This is a genomic window from Amycolatopsis dongchuanensis (genome assembly GCF_039542405.1).
Classification (GTDB): domain Bacteria; phylum Actinomycetota; class Actinomycetes; order Mycobacteriales; family Pseudonocardiaceae; genus Amycolatopsis_E; species Amycolatopsis_E sacchari.
In genome coordinates this window covers 21,319-39,703 of the sequence record NZ_BAABIB010000081.1, presented here as the reverse complement: position 1 = coordinate 39,703, position 18,385 = coordinate 21,319, and the positions used below count along the sequence as shown (strand labels likewise).

Genomic DNA, 18,385 nt, shown 5'->3' with positions numbered 1-18,385 from the left:
GTCGCCTCGGTCGGAGCGACTCCCGCCCTTCGGGTCTGCGGTGCCGCGGCTGCCCGGCCAGTCGCCTCGGTCGGAGCGACTCCCGCCCCTCGGGTCTGCAGCGCGGCAGCCACCCCGCCTGCCACCTTCGCCCTCCGCCCCCCGCAGCGCCATAGCCGCTTCCGCCGCAGCCACCCGCCAGCCGCCTCTGCCGGAGTCACTCCCGCCCCTCGCGTTCGCGGCGCCGCAGCCATCCGCCAGCCGTCTCCGCCCGTCCACAGCGCCATAGCCGCTTCCGCCGGAGCCACCCGCCAGCCGCCTCTGCCGGAGTCACTCCCGCCCCTCGGGTCTGCGGCGCCGCAGCCACCCGCCAGCCATCTCCGCCCGTCCACAGCGCCATAGCCGCCTCCGCCGGAGCCACCCGCCAGCCGCCTCTGCCGGAGTCACTCCCGCCCCTCGCGTTCGCGGCGCCACAGCCACCCGCCAGCCATCTCCGCCCCCGCATCCCCATCGCCATAGCCCCTCCACCGAAGCCACTCCTGCCCCCGTCCCCGCGGCGCCACAGCCACCCGCCAAGCCGCCTCGGCCGAAGCCACCCCCCGCCCCCGCGTCGGCAGCACCACAGCCCTCCCGCCAGCCACCTCCCACGAAGCCCCCCGCACCCGCCCGCGACACGCCACGACCGCGTTTCCCCTGGCCAACCACGCGCCGCGGTGGTGGCGTGTCGGCAGCCGGGGGCGGTCGGGGGCCGGGAGCGACCCGAGCCCACCCACCTGCCCCCGTCATCCGCGCCGCGAACACCGGGGAAACTCCCGGATCCCCCTGGCGCCAGACAGCTCTACCGTCGAGCCGTGGTTCGACGGATGGTGCTCGTGTTCCTCGCCGCCGCGGCGGTCTGCCTCGTCCCCTGGACCGGCTACCTCGCGGGCACGCTGCCGCAGCGGTACGAAACTGCGCAGTGGCGCACGGCCTGGGTCGGGTTCGACGTCGCCCTCGCGTGCTGCTTCGCGGCCGCCGCGTGGCTGGGACTGCGGCGCCGCCGCGCGGCCGTACCGTTGCTGGCCGCCACCGCGGCCCTGCTGTGCTGCGACGCGTGGTTCGACGTCCTGCTGGACTGGACCTCACCCGACCGCTGGACCAGCCTCGCGCTCGCCGGGTTCGCCGAGCTGCCGATCGCCGTGTTCCTGCTCGTCGTCGCGCGGCGGCTGCTCACCGGCAGCCTGCGGCGGCGGTCACTGACCATGCGGGACATCGAGCTGTTCGGCGACCCGCGGTACGGCGAGGTGCTCCGGCGGCTCCCGGCCACGGCGGACGAACTGCCCCCGGACCTCGCGGAACGGCTCGGCGCCCTCGCCGCCGCCGGTCACGTGCGCCGCCGCCGCGACGGTCGCTGGAGCGCGCTGCCGCAGTACCTCCGGGAGCCCGAGCCGGACGACTTCCCCGGCCCGCAACGGGCCCGGGTCGCGGAATTCCTCGACCGGAAGTACCGCCGCGAACTCGAACTGCTGTCCTGGGCGGCCGCCCACTGGGACGAGTTCGGGCCCTGGGGCAAGGCGGAGCGGGCCTCGGTCGTGCTCACCGAAGCGGACCTGCGGAAGTTCGAGGCCGAGTACCTCGACCTGCTCCTCCGGTACTGCCGCCTGCGCCGCCCCGCCGACCCCGCGACGCGGGAGGTGGCGGTGCGCTTCTACGCGTTCCCGGCCCGGACCTAGCCCGTCCCGAACGAGCACGGGGACCGCCCGGTTTCGGCTACGGTGGGAAGAGTCGGGGGGCGTACGGCGGCATTCCTGGGGGTCTTTCGGTGGTGGATCCGCTCTCCTCGGCTCTGCTCGGCGCGCTCGGCGCCACCTTCTCCGCCCTGCACCAGTGGGCGGTCGAGCGCGGGGCCGACCGGCTCGTGCACCGCGCGCGGGAACTCGGCAGCCCCGAGCGCGTCCTCGCGCAGGCCGCCCGCGAGCTGGCCGACCTGCGCACCACCGAGTTCCGCCGCCTCGCCGACAACGAGTGGGCCGCGGTGCAGATCGCCGTCGCCGGGTCCTTGCACGCCGCGCGGCTCGACGAAGCACCGCCCGCCGTGCTGGTGAGCGCGAACCGCCTGCGTGCCAGGGTCCGCGCGGCAGGCCGGGCCGAACTGCGGTCGGCGGGGCTGGACGACTCCGGCCGCGAGGCCTACCACCGCCTGCTTCGCCACACCTGCCGCCGGATCGCGCAGCGGGCGCGGGCCGTGGACGGCGTGATGCAGGCGCTGCACGCCGAAGTGGCGGGCAACGTCGAAGAACTCAAGCACCAGGTCGGTGAGCTGGCCGCGGAACCGGCACGACGCGGGGACGGCTTCGAACGCGCGTATGTCGGCTACGTCGCGGAGGAGTACGCCACCTTCGAGCTGTTCCAGGTCAGCATGGGCCGCGCCCCCGCGCTCCACTCGTTCGACCACTTCTACACCGCACCCTCCATCGCACGCCGCCAGCGGTCCGACGACGACGTTGAGCTCACCGGCGCCGGCACGGACAGCGCGAACGCGATCGGCTCGGCACGCCGCGTGCTGCTGCTCGGCGGCGCCGGTGCGGGCAAGACGACGTTCCTGCGCTGGCTGCTGCACACCGCCGCGGTTTCGGTCCGCGACGGCCGCGAAGGCCCGTGGTACGACGCGATCCCGTTCTTCGTTTCGCTGCGCCAGTTCGGTGACCGCCCGCTGCCCGCCCCCGAGGACCTGGTCGCCGTCACCGCGCCACCGCTCGCCGGGGAGAAGCCCGACCGCTGGGTCAGCACGGTGCTGCGCTCGGGCCGCGCGATGGTGCTCGTCGACGGCGTCGACGAACTGCTCTACGACCGGCGCGAGGAGGTCCGCCGCTGGCTGACCGGCCTGGTCCGCGCCTACCCCGACGCCCGCTACGTCGTGAGCACGCGCCCCTCCGCCGTACCCGACGACTGGCCCGGCGCCGACTTCGGCCGGTTCGAGCTGCTTCCGTTGAGCAGCAGGGGTTTGCAGAACCTCATCGGCCGCTGGTACGAGGCCGCGCGGGCGCTGGAGGCGGATCCGGTGCAGCGGGCGTGGCTTGCGGGCTGCGAGGAACGGCTGGTGCGGAGCCTGACCACGCGCCCGGACGTGCGGAGCCTCGTGTCGAGCCCGTTGCTGTGTTCGCTGCTGTGCGCGCTGTACCGGCAGGAGAACATGTACCTGCCGCAGAGCCGCAAGGAACTGCTGGACAAGGCGCTCGAACTGCTGCTGGGGCAGTGGGACGTGCAGCGCGACATCGCGGTCGAGGACGAACTGCGCATGTCCACCAAGGAAAAGGTCGTGCTGCTGGAACGGTTCGCGGCGCCGATGGTGCGCAACGCCGAGCTGATGGTCACCGAGGAGGTGGCGGCGCGGCGGTTCGGCAGGGCGATGTCGGGCCTGCGGTCGGAGGCCAGGGAGCTGCGGCCGGAACAGGTGCTGCGGCACATGCTGGAACGCACGGGCCTGCTGCGGGAGCGCGACGGCCGGATCCAGTTCGTGCACCGCACTTTCCGGGATTTCCTGGCGGCGGGCGAGTTCGTCAAGGCGGGCGAACTGGGCTACCTGATCGACCACGCGCACGACGATTCCCTGTACGAGGTCGTGTTCATGGCGGCTGCGCAGGCCCGGGCCCGCGAGGCGGGGGAGTTGCTGGGGCGGCTGCTGGAACGGGCGGGCAAGCGGGTGACGCGCAAGGACCGTGAGACCGCCGACCGGCTGGAGCTGCTCGCGGCCGCGTCGCTGGGGTACGTGGACGTGATCGACCCGGAGCACGTCCGCGCCGACGTGCTCGCCGCGGTCCGCAGGCTCATTCCGCCCCGCACGTTCCAGGACGCGGAGCTCCTGGCACGGGCGGGCGGGTTCGTGGCGGACCTGCTGCCGGGGCCGATCGAGGTCGGCAAGCACGCGGACGAGACGGGTGCCGACCGGGCCGAGGTCGCGGCGCGGGTGATCCGGACGCTGGCGATGATCGGCGGCGAGGAGGCGTGGGAGAAGATCCAGGCCTTCACCGGCACCGACCGCGGCGTGGTGATCGACGAGTTGCTGCGGGCGTGGCGGCAGTTCGACCACTCCGAGGACTACGCGCGCACGCTGCTGTCCGATGTGGACTTCGGCGAGCTGGTGCTGGAGGTGCACCGCTGGGACGTGCTCGCGCGGCTGCGGCACCTCAAGAAGCTGACCGCCGTGCAGCTGATCGGCGACATCGCGCTCACCGACCGGGAGGGCAGGCGGCCGCTCGCGGACATCCCGAACCTGCGGCACCTGGAGATCCGGTCCAACGAGGTGGCCGACACATTGTCCGGCCTCGCGGGCTGCGACGCGCTGCGCGTGCTGTGGATTTCGGGCTACAGCGCGCTGCGGGACCTGTCCGCGCTGGCCGGGCTCGGCGTGGAGGAGCTGCGCCTGCACACGACCGGCGGGTTCGGAGACCTGCGGGCGCCGCGACTGGTGACGCTCGCGGGGTCACGGGTGCGGCGGTTGTCGATCCGGCATCCCGCGCTGGCGCGGGGGCTCGGGGTGCTGCCGGAGGACCTGCCGCTGGCGGAACTGGTGCTCGACGCCAGGGCGGAGTACCGGTCGCTGCGGGGGGTCGAGCGCTTTCCGGGGCTGCGCAAGGTTTCCGTGCACGGCATCCCGGACACCGACGAGGTGCGGGCGCTGGGCGCGTTGCCCGCGCTGGAGCACCTGGTCGTGCAGGGCGCCCACCCGGTGGCCGACCTCGTGCGGTTGCGCCCGCTGTCCGGGGTCAAGGTGGAGTTGTTCGACGTACCCGATCTTCGCGCCGCGCGGGACGCGCTGCCCGAGACCGAGCTGGTCCTGCACCCGCGGGAAAAGGCGGCGAGTTAGGTCCGCGCCAGCGACGCGAGGACGATCTCCCGCGCCGCGTGGACCGTCGCCGTGAAGGCCGCCGGATCGCGGCCGATGCGAGCGGCGCCCGCGCGCACGGCGCCGGACAGGTGCGCGTTCTCCTGGTACGTCGCCGCCGTCGGCCGGGGCCCGGTGTTCGGCGCGGACATGTGCGTGGATCTTCGCGGTGTCACCGTCGAGGTCGATGACGTGACCCGTGGTGGGTCGTGGTCAGCCCGGCCGGTAGCGGTTGCCGACGGCGAGGATGTGGTCGGCGATCAGGGTGTGCAGCCCCGCCTCGTCCCCGGCTTCGAGCAGCTCGCAGATGCGCGTGTGCTCTTCGAGGATGATGCGCGGGCGCTCGGCGTGGTCGTGCCTCAGTGCGCTGTGGACGATCCGCAGCTGCCGGTCCCGCAGGCCGGAGTAGAACTCGTCGAACAGCGCGTTGCCCCCCGCGTGCACGAGCGCGGCGTGGAAATCGCGGTCGGTGGTGGTGAAACGCGGGTCCGGCCACTCCAGTCGCTTCTGCTCGGCCAGTATCCGGCGCATCTCCTCGGCCGCCTCACGCTGGCGCCCGGCCTGGATGACCTTCGTCGCCGCGTGGCGCTCCAGGAAGATCCGCGCCTCGAGGATGTCCTCGGCCTCGCTCGCCGAGACGGGCACGACGAGTGCGCCCCGCTTCGGGTAGAGCCGCAGCAGGCCCTCCGCCGCCAATCGCAGGAACGCCTCACGCACCGGGGTCCGCGACAGCCCAATCCCTTCGGCGACCTCGCCCTCGCTGATCAGCCTGCCGCCCTCGTAGCGGCCGTCCAGGATCCGCTCCTTCGTCCACCCGTACGCGCGATCGCTCGCCGCGCCTTGTGAGCGGTCCCTCGTTGACATGGGCGCATCCTAGGACGAGCCTGATAGATACAAGATAGATGCAACAAGGGGGGTTGGTTGTGCGCAAGGCGTGGTTCATGTGGGGCCTGGGTGCCCTCTGCTACCTGACCGCGCTGTTCCACCGGATGAGCCTGTCCGTCGCGGGCCTCACCGCGCAGGAACGCTTTTCGGTCGACGCCACCGGGCTCGCGGCGTTCTCCGTGGTCCAGCTGGTGCTGTACGCGCTGCTGCAGGTCCCGGTGGGTGCCGCCGCCGACCGGTTCGGCCCGCGGCGGCTGCTGCTCGCCGGGATGGCGTTGATGGCGGCGGGCTCGACGGTGTTCGCGCTCGCCACGGCGTACCCGCTCGCGATGACGGGCCGTGCGCTCATCGGCGCGGGGGACGCCTTCCTGTTCGTCAACGTGCTGCGGCTGGCGCACAACTGGTTCCCCGGCCGCCGCTACGCCCTCGTCGCCGCGCTGACCGGCATGATCGGCGGGCTGGGCCAGCTGATCGCCACGGCGCCGCTCGCCGCGCTGCTCACCGGTTTCGGCTGGACGGCGGCGTTCCTGTCCGCCGGGGTGGTCACCGCCGTGCTGCTGGCCGTCGTCGGGCTGTTGTTGCGGGAGAGCCCGCGGGGCAGGGTCGCGCCGGTCGTGAGCGGGGAGCCGCTGCGGGAGAGCCTGCGGCACGCGTGGCGCAACCGCGGCACCAGGCACGCGATGTGGACGCACTACACGCTGATGGGCACGTTCGTGTCGTTCACCGCCGTGCTCGGGCAGCCGTACCTGGTCAGCGCGCAGGGCCGCAGCCCGGCCGCGGCCGGCGGGCTGCTGAGCGTCGTGGTGATCGGGTTCGTGCTGGTCAGCACGGTCGCGGGGCAGCTGGCGTCCCGCCGCCCCGACCTGCGGGCGCGGCTGGTCGCGGCGGCGGCGTCGGTGAGCGCGCTGTGCTGGCTGGTGCTCGTCGCGGTGCCGGGCCCGCTGCCGCAGGCGGTGCTCGCGCCGGTGCTGTTCCTCATCGGCGCGGCGGGCGGTGTGAGCATGCTGGCGTTCGACCTCGCGCGCACCGCGAACCACGGTCACCGGGCCGGGATCGCCAGCGGCGTGGCCAACATGGGCGGTTTCTGCTTCGCCGTCGTGGCCGAACTGGGCGTGGGGATCCTGCTGGACGCCCTTGTCGCGCACGGCGTCGGCGCGGCGCTCGCGCACCGGCTGGCGTTCGGGGTCGTGCTGGTGATGGCGGTCGCGGGCACGGTGCGCCTGTTCACGCTGCACGGACACGCCGGGGCGAGCCCGGAACGGGCCGAGGTGCTGGAGCCGGTGGGCTGAGCGTCAGCGGGGGAACCCCGACGCCCGCCAGGCGCCGTCGCCCGGAGCCGGGGCGTGCCGCAGCAGCCGGGCGCGGTCGCCCCACCGGCTCCGCCGTTCGCGTCGCGGTGGCGCGGACGGGGCCGACGCCGCCGCGGCCAGGACCACCGTCAGCGCCGCCAGTTCCGCGTCGTCCGGGTTGCCGCGCACCACCCGCAGGAAGGGCGCCTTCTCGTCGCTCATCGATGCCTCACAGCGGGATGTTGCCGTGCTTCTTGGGCGGCAGCGTCTCGCGCTTGTCCCGCAGCATCGCGAGCGCGCGCGTGATGTGGCCGCGCGTGTGCGCCGGGACGATCACCGAGTCCACGTACCCGCGCTCCGCCGCCTCGTACGGGTTGAGCAGCGCGTCCTCGTATTCCTGGATCAGCTGGGCACGCAGCGCCTCGACGTCCTTGCCCTCCTCGGCCGCCTTCGCGAGCGTCCTGCGGTGCACGATGTTCGCCGCGCCCTGGGCGCCCATCACCGCGACCTGCGCCGTCGGCCACGCCAGGTTGATGTCCGCGCCGAGGTGCTTGGAGCCCATCACGTCGTACGCGCCGCCGTACGCCTTCCGCGTGATCACCGTGACCAGCGGGACCGTCGCCTCGGCGTAGGCGTAGATCAGCTTCGCGCCGTGCCGGATGATGCCGTTCCACTCCTGGTCAGTGCCGGGCAGGAAGCCGGGCACGTCCACGAACGTCAGCACCGGGATGTTGAACGCGTCGCACGTGCGCACGAACCGCGCCGCCTTCTCCGACGCGTCGATGTCGAGGCAGCCCGCGAACTGGGTGGGCTGGTTCGCCACGACGCCGACCGCGTGCCCGTCCACCCGGCCGTAGCCGACGAGCACGTTGGGCGCGAACAGCTCCTGGACCTCCAGGAACTCGCCGTCGTCGAGCACGCGGGTGATCACCTCGTGCATGTCGTACGGCTGGTTCGGCGAGTCCGGGATGAGCGTGTTCAGTTCGAGGTCGGTCTCGGTCACGCCCTCGGCGATGGAGATCCCGGCCGGCTCGGTGGAGTCGAACACCGGCGGGTCGGACAGGTTGTTCGACGGCAGGTACGACAGCAGGTCCTTGACGTAGGCGATCGCGTCCTCCTCGTCGGAGGCGAGGTAGTGCGCGTTGCCCGACTTGGTGTTGTGCGTGCGGGCGCCGCCCAGCTCCTCGAACGTGACCTCCTCGCCGGTCACCGTCTTCACCACCTCGGGACCGGTGATGAACATGTGCGAGGTCTTGTCCACCATGACGATGAAGTCCGTCAGCGCGGGGGAGTAGACGTGCCCGCCCGCGTTGGTGCCCATGATCAGCGAGATCTGCGGGACCACGCCCGAGGCGTGCGTGTTGCGCCGGAAGATCTCCGCGTACAGCCCGAGCGAGACCACGCCCTCCTGGATGCGCGCGCCGCCGCCCTCGTTGATGCCGATGATCGGACGGCCCGTCTTCAGCGCCAGGTCCATCACCTTGACGATCTTCTCGCCGTACACCTCGCCGAGCGAACCGCCGAACACGGTCACGTCCTGGCTGAACACGCACACCGGGCGGCCGTCGACCGTGCCGTAACCGGTGACGACACCGTCCCCGTACGGGCGGTTGCGGTCCTGCCCGAAGTTCGTCGAGCGGTGCCGGGCCAGTTCGTCCAGCTCCACGAACGAACCCGGGTCGAGCAGCATGTCGATCCGCTCGCGGGCGGTCTTCTTGCCCTTCGAGTGCTGGCGCTCGACGGCGCGCTCGGACCCGGCGTGCACCGCCTCGTCGTAGCGGCGGTACAGGTCGGCGAGCTTGCCGGCCGTCGTGTGGATGTCCGGTTCCTCCGCTGGGGGCGTCCCGATCGGCTCCGTCGCGCTGCTCATGCCCCGGAGCTTAATCACCGCCCGGAGCTCCCGCGTGTGGTGTGAACCTCACCGTGCCGCGTGGACGAAGCGGCCGGGGGTGAGCCCGTAGTACCGCTTGAACCACCGCGTCAGGTGGCTCTGGTCGGCGAAACCGCTGCGTGTGGCGGCCTCGGCGGGCGGGTGGCCCTCCGCGAGCAGGCGGCGTGCGGCGCGGAGGCGGAGCTGGCGCTGGTAGTCGCTCGGCGCGACGCCGTAGGCGGCGACGAAGGCGCGGTGGAGCGCGAAGCGGCTGCAGCCCGCGGCCTCGGCGAGGTCGTCGGCGCGGAGGTCTTCGGCGTACGCGGCTTCGAGCAGCTCTCTGGCCTGGCGCACCTCGGCGGACGGCCCGTGGCTCCGCAGCGGACGCGTCGAGGCGCGGCGGACGAGGGCGCGGACGGTGGCGTGCAGCGCTTCGTCCTGGGCGAGGCGGCCCTCGGCGAGGGAGGCGTGCAGACTGCGGAGCGCGTCGGCGAGCGTGCGGTCCTCCAGCACCGGCTGTACGAACAACGGCAGCCCGACGCGCCGGTCCGCCGTGTCCCGCAGGACGTCCTCGACGAGCTCCGGTCCGATGTGGACGATCCGGTAGGTGAACCCGTCCGCTCGGGCGGCCTGGCCGTCGTGCGGGTCTTCGGGGTTGAAGGCCATCACCATGCCGGCGGCGCTCGTGCGGGCCTCGCCGCGGCACGTGAAGGCCTGCGCACCCGCCTCGGTGACGCCGAAGGAGTACGTCTCGTGACTGTGCCGGTGGTAGACGTGCTGCTCGAAGTGGGCGTGCATGGCTTCGAGCGGACGGTCGGGTGCCCGCCAGTAGCTCGCCCAGTCCGCCATGCCGCCAGTATCCCGCACGAACGTTCAAGACGACGTCGTCCCGCGCTCGCCACGATGACGGGCATGAAGACGAAGATCGCGGTCGTTGTGCGGGACGACCTGGCCACGTGGCAACGGCTGAACGTCACCGCGTTCCTGGTGAGCGGGATCGCGGCGCGGTTCCCGGAGACCGTCGGCGAGCCCTACGAGGACGCGTCCGGGCAGGAGTACCTGCCGATGTTCGGCCAGCCGGTGCTGGTGTACCAGGCCGACGCGGAGGCCTTGCGCGACACGCACCGGAAGGCGCTGGCGCGGGAACTGGCCGTCGCCGTCTACACCGAGGAGTTGTTCACCACCGACAACGACGTGGACAACCGGGCCGCGGTGCGCGCTGTGCCGACGGAGAAGCTGGGGCTCGTCGGCATCGCCGTGCACGGCGGGCGGAACGCGGTCGACAAGGCGCTCAAGGGGCTTTCCCTGCACCCGTGAGCCCGCGGAGGAGGAGCGCCAAGCCCTCGCGGAACTCCTCCTCCGCCCGGATTTTCCCGGCGGCGCGGGCGGTTTCGGCGAGCACGGGGAACTCGTCCTGCTCGCTCAGCGCCTCGGTGCCGGGGCCGGAAAGCGGGCTGTAGTACTCGGTCTGGAGCGCGCCGAGCACGAGGCTGAGGTAGGCGCGGAAGGCGATCACGCGCCGGCGGCCGGTGAACCCGGCTTCGGCCAGCGCGGTCAGCACGGCCTCGCCCCAGCGCTGCGAGGCGGCCGACGTGTGGCGGTGGACGAGCAGCAGGGGGACGACGGCCGAGTGCTCGCCGACGGCCTGCCGGACGCGCTCGGCCAGCACGGTCAGCCGTTCGGTGAGGGAGCCCGCGGGCAGCGCCGGGTCGACGAGGCCGAGCACGAGGTCGACGACGAGGGCTTCGAGCTGCGCGCGGTCGGCCACGTAGCGGTAGAGCGCCATCGTGGCCGTGCCGAGCTCCTTGCCGACCGCCCGCATCGACAGTCCTTCGAGCCCGTCGCGATCGAGCACGGCGAGCGCGGCGGCGGCGATCTGGGCGGAGGTGAACGAGCGTGGGCGGGGCATGGTGGTTGACAGCGTACAACGTACGCGCATAGCGTTCGTAGGCGTACGACGTATACCTACGAAGGGGGAGCTGTGCGGACCTACGAGAGCGTGACCGGGGAGCTCGTCCGGGTGCCGGATCCGGAGCGGCTGGTGCACCTGCAGTTCCGGCGGTTCGCGGGCTGTCCCGTGTGCAACCTCCACCTGAGGTCGTTCGTCCAGCGGCACGACGAGATCGTCGCGGCGGGTGTGCGCGAGGTGGTCTTCTTCCACTCGCCCGCGGAGGAGCTGCGCGAGCACGTGGCGGGGCTGCCGTTCGCGGTGGTCGCCGATCCGGGCAAGGAGGTCTACGCCGAGTACGGCGTGGAGTCGGCGCCGCGCGCATTGCTGCACCCGAAGGCGTTGGGGCCGATCGTGCGCGGGATCGCGGTCGCGCTGGCGACCCGGGCGCCGTTGCCGAAGGCGCGCCCGCACGGTGGCCGCCTGGGCCTGCCCGCGGACTTCCTGATCGCGCCCGGCGGCGAAGTGGTCGCGAGCAAACACGGCGAGCACGTGTACGACCAGTGGTCGGTCGACGAGCTGCTCGCTCGCGCCGCGATGCGCCCGGTGGGCTGACGAGGCTGAGGAACTCCACCGGCCGCGGGTGCGGGCGGCTTCTCGACGTGTCGCGCGGTCCTGCTCCACCCGCGCCGCGCGAGAGTGGGGCCCTGAAAACCGCTCAGCGGCTTTCGTGCGCTTGGATGTGCGCGCCCTGCGGACCGAAGAGGCTGCATCTCATCCGCCCGCGCCGCCGCCGCGAGAGCGCTGCGTGAAAACCGCTCAGCGGGGCTTCGTGCGGATGTGGATGCGTTCGCCCTGGGGGCCGAACAGGCTGAGGAACTCCACCGGCCGCGCGTCGCCGTTGCCGAACCAGTGCGGGACGCGCGTGTCGAACTCCGCGGCTTCCCCGGCGCGCAGCACGGTGTCCTGCTTGCCCAGCACGATCCGCAGTTTGCCGCTGAGCACGTACAGCCACTCGTAACCCTCGTGCGTCGCCGGTTCGGGGTCCGTCCGCGCGCCGGCCGGCACGATGTGCTTGAACGCCTGCACGCCGCCCGGGTTGTGGCTGAGCGGGAGGATCGTCATCCCGTGTGCCACCACCGGTTTGCCGTGCACGCGGGGATCCCCGGTCTCCGGCGCGCCGACGAGCTCGTCGAGCGGGACGCGGTGGGCGCGCGCCAGCGGCAGCAGCAGCTCCAGGCTCGGCCTGCGGCTGCCGGATTCCAGGCGCGAGAGCGTGCTGACCGAGATCCCCGTGGCCTCGGACAACGCGGTCAACGTGGCGCCGCGTTGTTTTCGCAGCGCCCGCAGCCGCGGCCCGATGGTCGTCAGCACCTCGTCGAACTCCTCCGCCATGCGTCTATTGCACGTTCGGCAAAGGGGTTTGTCAAAACCGGACGTGATCCACGAGACAGCGCCGCCGGGAAGAGCCGCCGGACCTCCGCTGTTGACCAAGACAGCTTCCGGAAGCGGAAGCCGAGCCGCCCAGGCCGCTGTCCGACCTGCCCGACTCTTTCCCGTTGGAGGAGTTGCCGCCGTCCGTGGCGGCGCGGAGGTGTTGGCTATGTCGCTGAACGCGCGTTTCGGCGTTGATGTGCTCGGGATCCTTGCTGGTGCGTTCCTCGCGGTGACGGCCGTGGCGTTCACCGCGCCCGTCGCCGGCTGGATCGGTTTCGGTGTGTTCACGGGCCTGACCGTGATCGGGGCGCTCGGGGCGATCCTGTCGCACCGGCTCTCGGCCAGGATCGGGCACGGGGTGCTCGCGCTGGTGGGCCTGTGGTCGCTGATCGCGGCGCTGGTGTTCACCACGCCGGCGCTCGTGTTCGCCGACGCGCTGGCCGTGGTGCTGGTCGCGCTGGTGGACCTGACCGCGCACGAGCTGTCGACCGAGCGGGTGGTGCACCAGCTCGAGGTGCGCACCCCGGAGCAGGCGATCGCCTGACGTCCGAAGTGGACCGAGCCCGGTGGCGACACCGGGCTCTTTTCACGTCCGCAGCGTGGCGAGCAGCGCGGCCTTGTCCGGTTTCCCGCTCGGGGCGACCGGCACGGAGTCCACGACTGTGATGGTCGCGGGCACTGCGCTCTCGCCGAGTTCTTCCCGCACCGCAAGGCGAAGCGCTTCCAGGTCCGGCTCACGCCCCGGCGCGGCGACGACGAACGCGTGCGCCGCCTCGCCCGTGCGCTCGTCCGGGGCGCCGACCACGTACGCCTCGTCCACGTCGGGATGTGCGGCGAGCGCGCTTTCGATCGGGCCCGCGTAGTGCAGGATCGCGTTGATGATGATCACGTCCCGCGCCCGGCCCGTCAGGTACACGTAGCCGCGTTCGTCGAGCCTGCCGAGATCCCGCGTGCGCACCCAGCCGTCGCGCAGGACCTCGCCCGCGTCCTCCCCGCGGTACCCGCGGCACGCGTTCGCGGTGCGGACCCAGATCTCCCCGGTTTCCCCGGCAGGCACGGGTTTCCCGTCCTCGTCGCGGATTTCCAGCTCCACCCCCGTCCACGGCCGTCCCACGGACGCCACCGCTTCCGGGTACGCGGCGGCCTCCTCCGCCGTCAGCAGGCACAGCATGCCCGTCTCGGTCTGCCCGTAGCCGTGGTGCACCGCATCGCCGATGAGGTCGTACGCCGCGACCAGCTGGTGCGGTGGCAGCGGTGAGCCGGCGACGAGCACCGAGCGCAGCGAGCTGAGGTCGGCCTCCCGCTCCCGCAGCACCTCCAGGATCGAGTTCAGCCGCGGCACGGTCAGCAGCACCGCGGTGATCCGCAGCTGTTCGAGCACCTGCGGGAAGATCGGCACGGCGTCGGGGATCACCGCGGTGCCGCCGCCGAGCAGGCACAACCCGAGGTGCTCCTGCATGACCGCGCTCGCGAGCGTGCCGAACAGCAGGAACCGCCGGTACCGCCCGGCGAGCCGCCGCGTGTCGTCCGTCCAGTCGTCGGTCCGCCAGGCCCAGCGCGCGGTCAGCGCGGCGTAGGTGAACTCCACGCCCTTGGGCAGGCCCGTGCTGCCGCTGGTATAGACCACTGTGGCGAGGTCGTCCGGGCGCCCGCGGGGCGCGAGCGGGACCGGTTCGGCGGCCAGGGTGCCCAGCGGCAGCACCTTGCGTGCCGCGGCCAGGACCTCGGGCTGGGTGGTCGCGTCCGTCACGACCACGTCGGCGCCGCCCACGACGTGCGCCGCTTCCGCCACGGTGAGCCCGGGTTTGACGGCGACCACGCAGTGCCCGAGCACGTGTGCGGCGGTCTGGACCGCGAAGCCCTCTGGCGTGACGCCGGTCGCCACGGCGATCTCCGCCGGCTGGTCCAGACCAGCGGCGAGGAGGCCGCCGGCGTACCGCGAAACCAGCTCCAGCAGCTCGCCGCGGGAAACGGTCCGGTCGCCGTGCTCGAAGGCGGGGGTGGCGGAATCGGCGGCGAGCGCGTCGAGCAGTGTTCGCGGGAACACGTCTGTCATGTCGTCGTTGTACCAGAAGATCCACTGCCCGGACTAAATCGTCAGATTTGCGTGAAGAACCTCCGTTCGGCCTACGACGAATTGACTGTGATCTGAATCACGTACCCAATTCGTGATCATTGGTTCAAGCTTCAACTAGCTGGGGCTGCGCGCACTGGGAGGAGATTTTCGTTGTCTGCAGAGGAAACTCTCGACTACCTCGTGATCGGGGCCGGTCCCGCGGGCCTCCAGATGGGCTATTTCCTCGGCCGTTCGGGCCACCGGTACCTCATCGTGGAATCGGGCGAATCGCCCGGAACTTTCTTCACCGCTTTCCCGCGGCACCGCCAGCTGATCTCCAGCAACAAGGTGCACACCGGGTGGACCGATCCGGAGCTGAACCTGCGGGTCGACTGGAATTCCCTCCTCACCGAGGAAAACGATCCGCTGTTCACCCGGTACACGCCGCGGTACTTCCCGCCCGCCGGGGACATGGTGCGTTACCTCGGCGACTTCGCCGTCCGGCACGGCCTCGTGATCCGCTTCGGCACCCGCATCGTCGAGATCACCAAGCCGGACGACTTCGTGGCCACGGACCAGCACGGCGGCACTTACCGGGCGAAACGGGTGATCGTCGCGACCGGGGTGACCAAGCCGTACATCCCGGACATCGAGGGCGCGGAGCTGGCCGAGCGGTACGTCGACATGCCGGTCGATCCCGCCGGGTACACGAACCAGAAGGTGCTGATCATCGGGCGTGGCAACTCCGCGTTCGAGACCGCCGACAACCTGATCGAGACGGCGGCCGTCATCCACGTCGCCGGGTCCGGCTCGCTGCGCCTGGCGTGGCAGACGCACTTCGTCGGCCACCTGCGGGCGGTCAACAACAACTTCCTCGACACCTACCAGCTCAAGTCGCAGAACGCGCTGCTGGACGGGCGGGTGCTGAGCATCCGGCGCGACGGCGACGGCTACCTCGTGCGGGTCGCGTTCGAGCGGGTGAACGAGGTGATCAAGGAGATCCGCTACGACCGCGTCATCCTCGCCACCGGCTTCCGGTTCGACGCCTCGATCTTCGCCCCGGAGTGCCGCCCGGAGCTGGCGATCAAGGACCGGTTCCCCGCGCAGACCGCGGCGTGGGAGTCGGTGAACGTGCCCGGCCTCTACTTCGCCGGGACGATCACGCAGGTCCGCGACTTCAAGAAGTCCACCAGCGGGTTCATCCACGGCTTCCGGTACGCGGTGCGGGCGCTGCACCGGATCCTCGAACACCGCCACCACGGCGTGCCGTGGCCCGCCCGCGAGCTGGACGGCACGCCGGAAGCGGTCACCGGCGCGATCATCGAACGCGTCAACCGCACCTCGGCGCTGTGGCAGATGTTCGGTTTCCTCGGTGATGCCGTGTTCTTCGCCGCCGACGGCTCCGCGCGCTACGCCGAGGAGGTGCCGGTCGACTACCTGCACGACGCCGTGACACGCGGTGAATTCGGCGATGTCGACACCTACCTCACGGTCACCCTCGAATACGGCGCCGACCACGACAAGGTCAACCCGTTCGACGTCTCCGCGGGCCGCGTGTCGCAGGAGGACACCAGCGGTCTCGACGGGCGGTACCTGCACCCGGTGGTCCGCCGGTACCGGGCGGGGCAGCTGCTCGACGAGCACCACGTCACCGAGAACCTCGAAAACGAGTGGGACAGCGAGCGGGTGCACCGCGCTCCGCTGCGGGAGTACCTGCGTGCCCAGCAGCCGGTGAGCCTGGCGTGACGAGCCTCGCCGAGCTGCACGACGTGGCACGGCAACGCCTCGCGCCCGAGCACTACGACTACTTCGCGGGTGGCGCGGGCGACGAGGTCGCGCTCGCCGACAACGAGCGGTCGTTCCGGCGCCTGGCGCTGCTGCCGCGGATCCTGCCGGGCAGCGCGACGCGGGACCTCGCGGTGCGGCTGCCGGGCGCCGAGGCGTCGATGCCGGTTTTCGTGTCTCCTACGGCATTTCACCGGCTCGCCCACCCCGACGGCGAGCTGGCGACAGCACGCGCGGTCGCCGCGGCGGGCACTGTGTTGATCGCGAGCATGGCCGCCACGGTGGCGATCGGGGACATAGCCGCCGCGGCCCGCGAGGTCGATCCCGGCGCGACGCTGTGGTTCCAGCTCTACCTGCAGACCGACCGCGAGGTGACCGACCTCCTCGTGCGCCGGGCGGCGGACGCGGGCTGCTCGGCGCTGGTGGTCACGGTCGACTCGCCTGTCTTCGGACGGCACGAACGCGACCGCCAGCACGGGTTCACCGACCTGCCCGACGGGCTGTTCGCGGAGAACATGCGCGACCTGCCCGGCGGTCCGCGGAACATCGAGATGTCGCCGGCCCTGTCGTGGGCGGACCTCGACCGGCTGCGGGAGTCGACGTCGTTGCCCATGCTGCTCAAGGGCGTGCTGCACCCCGAGGACGCGCACCTCGCCGTCGAGCACGGGATGGACGGGATCCTCGTGTCCAACCACGGCGGCCGCCAGCTCGACGCCGCACCCGCGCCGGTCGACGTGCTGCCCCGGATCGTCGAAGTCGTCGGCGGGCGGGTGCCCGTGCTGCTCGACGGCGGCGTCCGGCGGGGCACCGACGTCGCGATCGCGCTCGCGCTCGGCGCGACCGCGGTGGGCATCGGCAGACCCGTGTTGTGGGGGCTGGCCGCGGCGGGGGAGTCCGGGGTGCGGCAGGTGCTGGAGCTGCTGCGGGAGGAGTTCGACGACGCGCTGGCGTTGTGCGGCGGACGCCGGCTCGCGGACCTGACGCGTGATCTGGTCACCGTGCGCGGACCGGAAGGGGGCAAGTGGTGACGCTCGCCGAACACGTGGTTTCCTTGCGTGGCAAGGTTTTCGAACTCGTCAACGGGGACAACGCGATCACCTTCCCCAACGAGCGGTTCGGGCCCGAACGGTTCCGGGAGATCTACTCCCACCCGGCGGCCCGCGGCCGCAGCGAGGGCGCCGGGTTGTCGGACCTGTTCTGGTACTGGCTTTCCCCGGGACCCGAGGTGCACCAGGAACACCTGGAGGACGGGCCGCGCTACGACGAGGTGGCCAGGACGACCCTGCGCATCCTGTCCGGCCCGAGCGACCGGATCACGGAGGCGGTCACGCGGTGCACGGCCGCGGTGCTGGACGGTTTCCCCGGCGGGCTCGTGCGGCTGCGCGACCTGATGATGCCGGTGTGGGCTGAGTTCTGCTACGAGCTGGTGTTCGGCGAACCGTGCCCGCGCGAGGCCCGCGAGTTGATCGTGGGGCACGCGAACGACGTCGTGACGGCCCTGAAGTGCACCGGCCTGCGGCACATGAAGCGTCGCGAGCGCCTGACTCGGTACCTGGCGCGAAGGCTCGGAGATGTGCCGCACGAGCTGCCCGCGTCACTCAGCCCGCGGGAACAGGTGCACTACCTGCAGGGCACCTTCTTCAACACCGCCGTCGTGCAACTGTCCGAGGGCATGGCACACGTGCTGCTCGCCCTTGCCCAGCACCGGGAAATACAGGAGCGAGCGTCCACTGCGGACGATCGTTACCTGGGGCACGTGCTCGACGAGACCATGCGGCTGTACCCGCTGTTCGGCATCGCGCACCGGATCACCAAGGACGAGATCACCCTCGACGAGGACACGACGCTCCCCGCGGGATCGGTGCTGTGCTTCAGTTACCCCGCCTACCACGCCACCGGTTACGAAGATCCCGGGCGGTTCGACCCGGACCGGTGGGAAGCGCTTTCCGCCAAGGAAGCCCACCACATCCCGTACGGCATCGCCGCCAACCGCCCGTGTCCCGCGTGGCGGCTGGCTCCGCTCGCGATGCGTGCGGCGGTGCGGGAAGTGTTGCGGCGCTTCACCCTCGACTCCACCGTCACCCACACCCGCTCACTGCCCAGCCGCGGCCCGTGCCTGCTGGTCCCACGCGGAGAAAGCGTTTCCCCGGCGCGGCTGCGGGCGATCCGGACCTTCCTGCGTGTGCGGGACCGGTGGGAGGACGTGGGTCGCAGCTTCCTGCAGCTCGGCCTCGGCACCTTCATGGTGCTCGACGCGCGGCACCGGCGGCTCGCCGGCCGCTACTTCGCAGACCCAGCCCCGTCCAGATGTCCGGTGCACTGAGGGGAAAAC

17 protein-coding genes are annotated in these 18,385 nt (G+C 71.9%); 9 read left to right on the top strand and 8 right to left on the bottom strand.

Going from position 1 to position 18,385, the window contains the following annotated elements:
• Window positions 1-830: 830 nt before the first annotated feature.
• On the top strand, window positions 831-1,691 hold the full coding sequence (locus ABFX51_RS22340; RefSeq protein ID WP_346054808.1) for a hypothetical protein: 861 nt from the start codon (window positions 831-833) through the stop codon (window positions 1,689-1,691).
• A gap of 89 nt (window positions 1,692-1,780) precedes the next feature.
• Complete coding sequence (locus ABFX51_RS22335) at window positions 1,781-4,825, top strand: NACHT domain-containing protein (protein ID WP_346054807.1); 3,045 nt, start codon at window positions 1,781-1,783, stop codon at window positions 4,823-4,825.
• Here the strand turns inward: ABFX51_RS22335 and ABFX51_RS22330 are convergent.
• Both ABFX51_RS22330 and ABFX51_RS22325 read right to left on the bottom strand, forming a co-directional pair.
• The gene (locus ABFX51_RS22330; RefSeq protein WP_177228954.1) at window positions 4,822-4,995 is read right to left on the bottom strand and encodes a hypothetical protein; all 174 of its coding nucleotides are present in this window, start codon (window positions 4,993-4,995) and stop codon (window positions 4,822-4,824) included. The genes ABFX51_RS22335 and ABFX51_RS22330 overlap by 4 nt on opposite strands.
• A 61-nt stretch (window positions 4,996-5,056) precedes the next feature.
• Window positions 5,057-5,707 carry a GntR family transcriptional regulator gene (locus ABFX51_RS22325; RefSeq protein ID WP_091515084.1) on the bottom strand — a complete coding sequence of 217 codons (651 nt, stop codon included), beginning with the start codon at window positions 5,705-5,707 and terminating at the stop codon, window positions 5,057-5,059.
• Between the two features lie 59 nt (window positions 5,708-5,766).
• On the opposite strand from ABFX51_RS22325, the gene ABFX51_RS22320 reads away from it, so the two are divergent.
• Entirely contained in the window at window positions 5,767-7,017 is a 1,251-nt protein-coding gene (locus tag ABFX51_RS22320; protein ID WP_245783367.1) for an MFS transporter, read from the top strand.
• Between the two features lie 3 nt (window positions 7,018-7,020).
• Here ABFX51_RS22320 and ABFX51_RS22315 read toward each other — a convergent pair whose 3' ends face one another.
• From ABFX51_RS22315 to ABFX51_RS22305, 3 genes are read right to left on the bottom strand one after another with little or no spacing between them, the layout of a single operon-like run.
• A complete protein-coding gene (locus ABFX51_RS22315) occupies window positions 7,021-7,239 on the bottom strand; it encodes an acyl-CoA carboxylase subunit epsilon (RefSeq protein WP_346054806.1) in 219 nt (72 codons plus the stop codon).
• Window positions 7,240-7,246: 7 nt separating this feature from the next.
• On the bottom strand, window positions 7,247-8,887 hold the full coding sequence (locus ABFX51_RS22310; protein WP_091515077.1) for an acyl-CoA carboxylase subunit beta: 1,641 nt from the start codon (window positions 8,885-8,887) through the stop codon (window positions 7,247-7,249).
• 48 nt (window positions 8,888-8,935) lie between these two features.
• Window positions 8,936-9,736, bottom strand: coding sequence for an AraC family transcriptional regulator (locus tag ABFX51_RS22305; RefSeq protein WP_346054805.1), 801 nt, complete (start codon window positions 9,734-9,736; stop codon window positions 8,936-8,938).
• Between the two features lie 54 nt (window positions 9,737-9,790).
• On the opposite strand from ABFX51_RS22305, the gene ABFX51_RS22300 reads away from it, so the two are divergent.
• Window positions 9,791-10,204, top strand: a complete 414-nt coding sequence (locus tag ABFX51_RS22300; protein WP_091515074.1) for a DUF2000 domain-containing protein — start codon at window positions 9,791-9,793, stop codon at window positions 10,202-10,204.
• Here the strand turns inward: ABFX51_RS22300 and ABFX51_RS22295 are convergent.
• Window positions 10,179-10,796 (bottom strand): TetR/AcrR family transcriptional regulator C-terminal domain-containing protein, encoded by a 618-nt coding sequence (locus ABFX51_RS22295; RefSeq protein WP_091515072.1) that lies wholly within the window; start codon window positions 10,794-10,796, stop codon window positions 10,179-10,181. The genes ABFX51_RS22300 and ABFX51_RS22295 overlap by 26 nt on opposite strands.
• 72 nt (window positions 10,797-10,868) lie before the next feature.
• Here ABFX51_RS22295 and ABFX51_RS22290 point away from each other — a divergent pair, with 72 nt between their 5' ends.
• A complete protein-coding gene (locus ABFX51_RS22290; RefSeq protein ID WP_346054804.1) occupies window positions 10,869-11,390 on the top strand; it encodes a peroxiredoxin-like family protein in 522 nt (173 codons plus the stop codon).
• Between the two features lie 204 nt (window positions 11,391-11,594).
• Here ABFX51_RS22290 and ABFX51_RS22285 read toward each other — a convergent pair whose 3' ends face one another.
• Entirely contained in the window at window positions 11,595-12,170 is a 576-nt protein-coding gene (locus tag ABFX51_RS22285; protein ID WP_091515067.1) for a helix-turn-helix domain-containing protein, read from the bottom strand.
• 208 nt (window positions 12,171-12,378) lie between these two features.
• On the opposite strand from ABFX51_RS22285, the gene ABFX51_RS22280 reads away from it, so the two are divergent.
• Entirely contained in the window at window positions 12,379-12,756 is a 378-nt protein-coding gene (locus ABFX51_RS22280; RefSeq protein WP_091515064.1) for a hypothetical protein, read from the top strand.
• A 42-nt stretch (window positions 12,757-12,798) separates the two neighbouring features.
• Here ABFX51_RS22280 and ABFX51_RS22275 read toward each other — a convergent pair whose 3' ends face one another.
• Window positions 12,799-14,268, bottom strand: a complete 1,470-nt coding sequence (locus ABFX51_RS22275) for a class I adenylate-forming enzyme family protein (protein ID WP_346054803.1) — start codon at window positions 14,266-14,268, stop codon at window positions 12,799-12,801.
• A gap of 171 nt (window positions 14,269-14,439) precedes the next feature.
• Here ABFX51_RS22275 and ABFX51_RS22270 point away from each other — a divergent pair, with 171 nt between their 5' ends.
• The 3 genes from ABFX51_RS22270 to ABFX51_RS22260 are packed head-to-tail and all read left to right on the top strand — an operon-like array spanning window position 14,440 to window position 18,376.
• Window positions 14,440-16,014, top strand: coding sequence for an NAD(P)-binding domain-containing protein (locus tag ABFX51_RS22270; RefSeq protein ID WP_346054802.1), 1,575 nt, complete (start codon window positions 14,440-14,442; stop codon window positions 16,012-16,014).
• Window positions 16,011-17,081 carry an alpha-hydroxy acid oxidase gene (locus tag ABFX51_RS22265; protein ID WP_346054801.1) on the top strand — a complete coding sequence of 357 codons (1,071 nt, stop codon included), beginning with the start codon at window positions 16,011-16,013 and terminating at the stop codon, window positions 17,079-17,081. Before ABFX51_RS22270 ends, ABFX51_RS22265 begins: the two co-directional genes overlap by 4 nt.
• Entirely contained in the window at window positions 17,078-18,376 is a 1,299-nt protein-coding gene (locus tag ABFX51_RS22260) for a cytochrome P450 (RefSeq protein ID WP_346054800.1), read from the top strand. Before ABFX51_RS22265 ends, ABFX51_RS22260 begins: the two co-directional genes overlap by 4 nt.
• The last annotated feature ends 9 nt before the right edge of the window (window positions 18,377-18,385 follow it).